Below are 3,992 nucleotides of genomic sequence, written 5' to 3' on the forward strand. Positions count from 1 at the left end.
CGCGGGCCGCCTCGGCGTCGGCGCCGAGCCTGCGCCTGGCCTCCTCGGTGACCCTGGCGGCCTCGGCGCGCGCCGCCGCGAGGGACTGCTCGGCCTCGGCGCGCGACTCGTCGAGCAGTCGGCGCGCCTGCGATTCCGTACGGGCCCGGAGCTGCTCGGCCCACGCCACGTTCTCGTTGACGTGCGACTCGACGGTCTGCCTGCGGTCGGCCAGCTCCTGGTCCAGGCGCTGCCTGCGCTGGACGGCCTCGGCGTGCAGCTCGGCCTGGAGCCTGGACTGGTGCTCGGCGTGCTCCTGGAGGATCCGCTGCGTCTGGGCGCGGGCGTCACGCAGCTCACGCTCGGCGTCGTTGCGCAGTTGCTCGGCCTGGATCTGGGCATTACGGAGCAACTGCTCGGCCTGGTAGCCGAGGTCAGCGCTGTCGTAGGAGGGCCGCGACGCCAGATTGCGGCGTGCCTCATGGAGCTTGGCACGCAATACCTCGACCTGGTATCCGAGGTCCTCGGCGTGCTGGACGGCCTTCTCCTGCGCGGTCTTCAGCCGTTTCATCTCGGCTTCGAACCGCGAGAGGTGGTCGTCGTCAGCTCGGTGGCTCTCCTGGCTTTCGTAGCCCCGCACTGCGCGGTCCCATCCGTCCCCTGGTCGCAACTCTCCGAACGAGCACCGTTCGCGGCGAACGGCCCCCCGGGGAATGGTGTCAGATCTGCGGTCGGGGCGCGCCCCCGACCCGGCCCCGGCCCGGAGCGGCCACTCTACCGGGCCGGGAATCCTTAAGGTCAGTGCTCCGCACGGGAGGTGACCAGTTCTGTGAGTACCCCGTGACAGTCCTTCGGATGCAGAAAGGTGATCCGCGAGCCCATGGAACCGCTGCGTGGCTGGTCGTAGAGCACCCGTACGCCCTTGTCCCTGATGGACTCGGAGTCACCGTCGACGTCCTCGGTCCCGAACGCGATGTGATGCACGCCCTCACCGTTCTTCGCCAGCCACTTTCCCACGGCCGAATCCTCCCTGACCGGTTCGAGGAGCTGGAGGTACGAAGCACCGCCGTCGGACGTCTCGTTGATCTTGAGCATGGCCTCGCGTACGCCCTGCTCCTCGTTGACCTCGGTGTGGAAGACCTCGAAACCGTAGGTGGCGCGGTAGAACTCCGCCGTCGCCTCGAGGTCGTGGCAGGCGATTCCGATGTGGTCGATTCGCGTCAGCATGGAGACAGTGCAGCGGTCCGGCGGTGATTACGCAACGTGCGGGCTGTCACACGCACTGCCTGGTGACCGGGGCGCGTACCGCTCAGTACATTGGAGGTTAACCCTCGTTCACTCCTCGAAGTACGCCCCGGATCGCTCACCGCGCCGGGTGCGGCCGTCAGCAAAGGGGATCGCGTCCCATGTCCGAAACGAATACCACCACCTCCGTACTCGTGGCCGGTGCCCGTACCCCGATGGGACGGCTCCTCGGCTCGCTGAAGTCCTTCTCGGGGGCCGATCTCGGCTCCTTCGCCATCAGGGCGGCGCTGGCGCGGGCCGGCGTCAGCGGTGAGCAGGTGCAGTACGTGATCATGGGCCAGGTCCTCCAGGCCGGCGCCGGACAGATCCCCGCACGCCAGGCGGCGGTCAAGGCGGGCATCCCGATGAGCGTCCCCGCGCTCACGATCAACAAGGTCTGCCTCTCCGGGCTCGACGCGATCGCCCTCGCCGACCAGCTCATCCGCGCCGGGGAGTTCGACATCGTGGTGGCCGGCGGCCAGGAGTCCATGACCAACGCCCCGCACCTGCTGCCGAAGTCCCGCGAGGGCTACAAGTACGGCGCGATCGAGATGCTCGACTCGATGGCGCACGACGGCCTCACCGACTCCTTCGAGGACATCGCCATGGGTGCCTCGACCGAGAAGCACAACACCCGTCTCGGCATCGAGCGCGCCCCGCAGGACGAGTTCGGCGCCCGCTCGCACCAGCGGGCCGCCACCGCCAGGAAGAACGGCGTGTTCGAGGCGGAGATCGTGCCCGTCGAGGTCCCGCAGCGCAAGGGCGACCCGGTGGTCGTGTCGGAGGACGAGGGCATCCGCCCCGACACCACCGCCGAGTCACTGGCCAAGCTGCGCCCCGCCTTCGCCAAGGACGGCACGATCACCGCAGGTACCTCCTCGCAGATCTCCGACGGGGCCGCCGCCGTCGTCGTGATGAGCAAGGCGAAGGCCGAGGAACTGGGCCTGGAGTGGATCGCCGAGATCGGCGCCCACGGCAATGTCGCGGGCCCCGACAACTCCCTCCAGTCGCAGCCCTCCAACGCGATCAGGCACGCCCTGGCGAAGGCGGACCTGACCGTCGACGACCTCGACCTGATCGAGATCAACGAGGCGTTCGCCGCCGTCGCCGTGCAGTCGATGAAGGACCTCGGGGTGTCCCCGGAAAAGGTGAACGTGAACGGCGGCGCCATCGCCCTCGGCCACCCCATCGGCATGTCGGGCGCCCGCCTCGTGCTGCACCTCGCGCTGGAGCTGAAGCGGCGCGGCGGCGGGGTCGGCGCCGCCGCGCTGTGCGGGGGTGGCGGGCAGGGCGACGCCCTGATCGTGCGCGTCGCCAAGTAGCTCCCGTACGGTACGGATCGACGGAACGGGAGTGGTGATGCAGGACGTCCCCGAGCTGGTGGCCCAGGCGCGGGCCGGGAGGCCGCGCGCCGTCGCCCGGCTGATCTCACTCGTCGAGGGGGCGTCCCCGCAGTTGCGCGAGGTGATGGCGGCGCTGGCGCCGCTCGCCGGCAACGCGTACGTGATCGGGCTCACCGGTTCGCCCGGTGTCGGCAAATCGACATCGACCTCGGCGCTGGTCGCCGCGTACCGCCGCGCGGGCAAGCGGGTCGCCGTGCTCGCCGTCGACCCCTCGTCGCCCTTCTCGGGGGGCGCGCTGCTCGGTGACCGCGTGCGGATGTCCGAGCACGCCTCCGACCCCGGCGTCTACATCCGCTCCATGGCGACCCGCGGCCACCTCGGCGGGCTCGCCTGGGCGGCGCCGCAGGCGATCAGGGTGCTGGACGCCGCCGGCTGCGACGTGATCCTCGTGGAGACCGTCGGGGTCGGCCAGTCGGAGGTCGAGATCGCCGCGCAGGCCGACACCTGCGTGGTGCTGCTCGCCCCCGGTATGGGGGACGGCATCCAGGCGGCCAAGGCCGGGATCCTGGAGATCGGCGACGTGTACGTGGTCAACAAGGCCGACCGCGACGGCGCCGACGCGACGGCCCGCGAGCTGAACCACATGCTGGGCCTCGGCGAGGCACGCGACCCGGGCGACTGGCGGCCCCCGATCGTGAAGACCGTCGCGGCGCGCGGCCAGGGCATGGACGAGGTCGTCGAGGCTCTGGAGAAGCACCGGGCCTGGCTGGAGGAGCACGACGAGCTGGGCGCCCGGCGGGCCCGCAGGGCGGCCCGTGAGGTGGAGACGATCGCGGTGACCGCGCTCCGGGAGCGGATCGGGGACCTGCACGGGGACCGCAGGCTGGACGCGCTGGCGGAGCGGATCGTGGCGGGCGAGCTGGACCCGTACACGGCGGCCGACGAACTGGTGGCGGGCATCACCGAGCAGGACTGATCCGCATCGGTCGGCAGGTCGGCAGGTCGGCAGGTCGGCAGGCAGGAAGGCCGGGAGACGTACGGCGGCCTCCGCGCGGCCCTGAGCGAGGGGCCCGCGGAGGCCGCCGTCCTGCCGGACGGCGGTCAGTGGTCGTGGCCGTGATCGTCGTCGCTGTCGTGGCCCCGGTCGTCCCGGCCGTCCCGGTCGTCGGCCTTGCCGTGGCGGTCGCCGTTGTCGTCGCCGTGGTGGTCGCGGTCCGCCGTGACCTTGGCCGTACGCGCGTCCACGTGCAGCTCGTGCCGAGCGTTGTCCCTGCCGAGCACCTCGACCTCCCAGTGCGCCGCACCGTCGTCGTCGAGGTCGATCTCGACCACGCTGCCCGGGGTGGCGGCGAGGGCCGCCGCCGCCGCGCGCTGCGCGCTCACCCC

General features: G+C 71.3%; 4 protein-coding genes and 1 pseudogene. 2 read left to right on the forward strand and 3 right to left on the reverse strand.

All coding sequences use genetic code 11. The features are described 5' to 3' along the window. Both QR77_RS49205 and mce read right to left on the reverse strand, forming a co-directional pair. Positions 1 to 619: pseudogene (locus tag QR77_RS49205) on the reverse strand (hypothetical protein); the annotation flags it as partial. 158 nt (positions 620 to 777) lie between these two features. After that, the gene (gene mce / locus QR77_RS28575) at positions 778 to 1,206 is read right to left on the reverse strand and encodes a methylmalonyl-CoA epimerase (RefSeq protein WP_040024904.1); all 429 of its coding nucleotides are present in this window, start codon (positions 1,204 to 1,206) and stop codon (positions 778 to 780) included. A 179-nt stretch (positions 1,207 to 1,385) separates the two neighbouring features. On the opposite strand from mce, the gene QR77_RS28580 reads away from it, so the two are divergent. Continuing rightward, the gene (locus QR77_RS28580) at positions 1,386 to 2,585 is read left to right on the forward strand and encodes an acetyl-CoA C-acetyltransferase (RefSeq protein ID WP_040024905.1); all 1,200 of its coding nucleotides are present in this window, start codon (positions 1,386 to 1,388) and stop codon (positions 2,583 to 2,585) included. Between the two features lie 37 nt (positions 2,586 to 2,622). Continuing rightward, positions 2,623 to 3,582 (forward strand): methylmalonyl Co-A mutase-associated GTPase MeaB, encoded by a 960-nt coding sequence (meaB, locus tag QR77_RS28585; RefSeq protein ID WP_040028818.1) that lies wholly within the window; start codon positions 2,623 to 2,625, stop codon positions 3,580 to 3,582. A gap of 125 nt (positions 3,583 to 3,707) precedes the next feature. Here the strand turns inward: meaB and QR77_RS28590 are convergent. Then, positions 3,708 to 3,992 (reverse strand): PepSY domain-containing protein (locus QR77_RS28590; RefSeq protein ID WP_150130587.1); only part of this gene is annotated, 285 nt, incomplete at its 5' end.

Source organism: Streptomyces sp. 150FB, assembly GCF_000818195.1.
Taxonomy (GTDB): domain Bacteria; phylum Actinomycetota; class Actinomycetes; order Streptomycetales; family Streptomycetaceae; genus Streptomyces.

Coding starts and splice junctions, on each gene's coding strand:
- mce (WP_040024904.1), bottom strand. CDS start 1,206: ATGCTGACGCGAATCGACCACATCGGAATCGCCTGCCACGACCTCGAG.
- QR77_RS28580 (WP_040024905.1), top strand. CDS start 1,386: ATGTCCGAAACGAATACCACCACCTCCGTACTCGTGGCCGGTGCCCGT.
- meaB (WP_040028818.1), top strand. CDS start 2,623: ATGCAGGACGTCCCCGAGCTGGTGGCCCAGGCGCGGGCCGGGAGGCCG.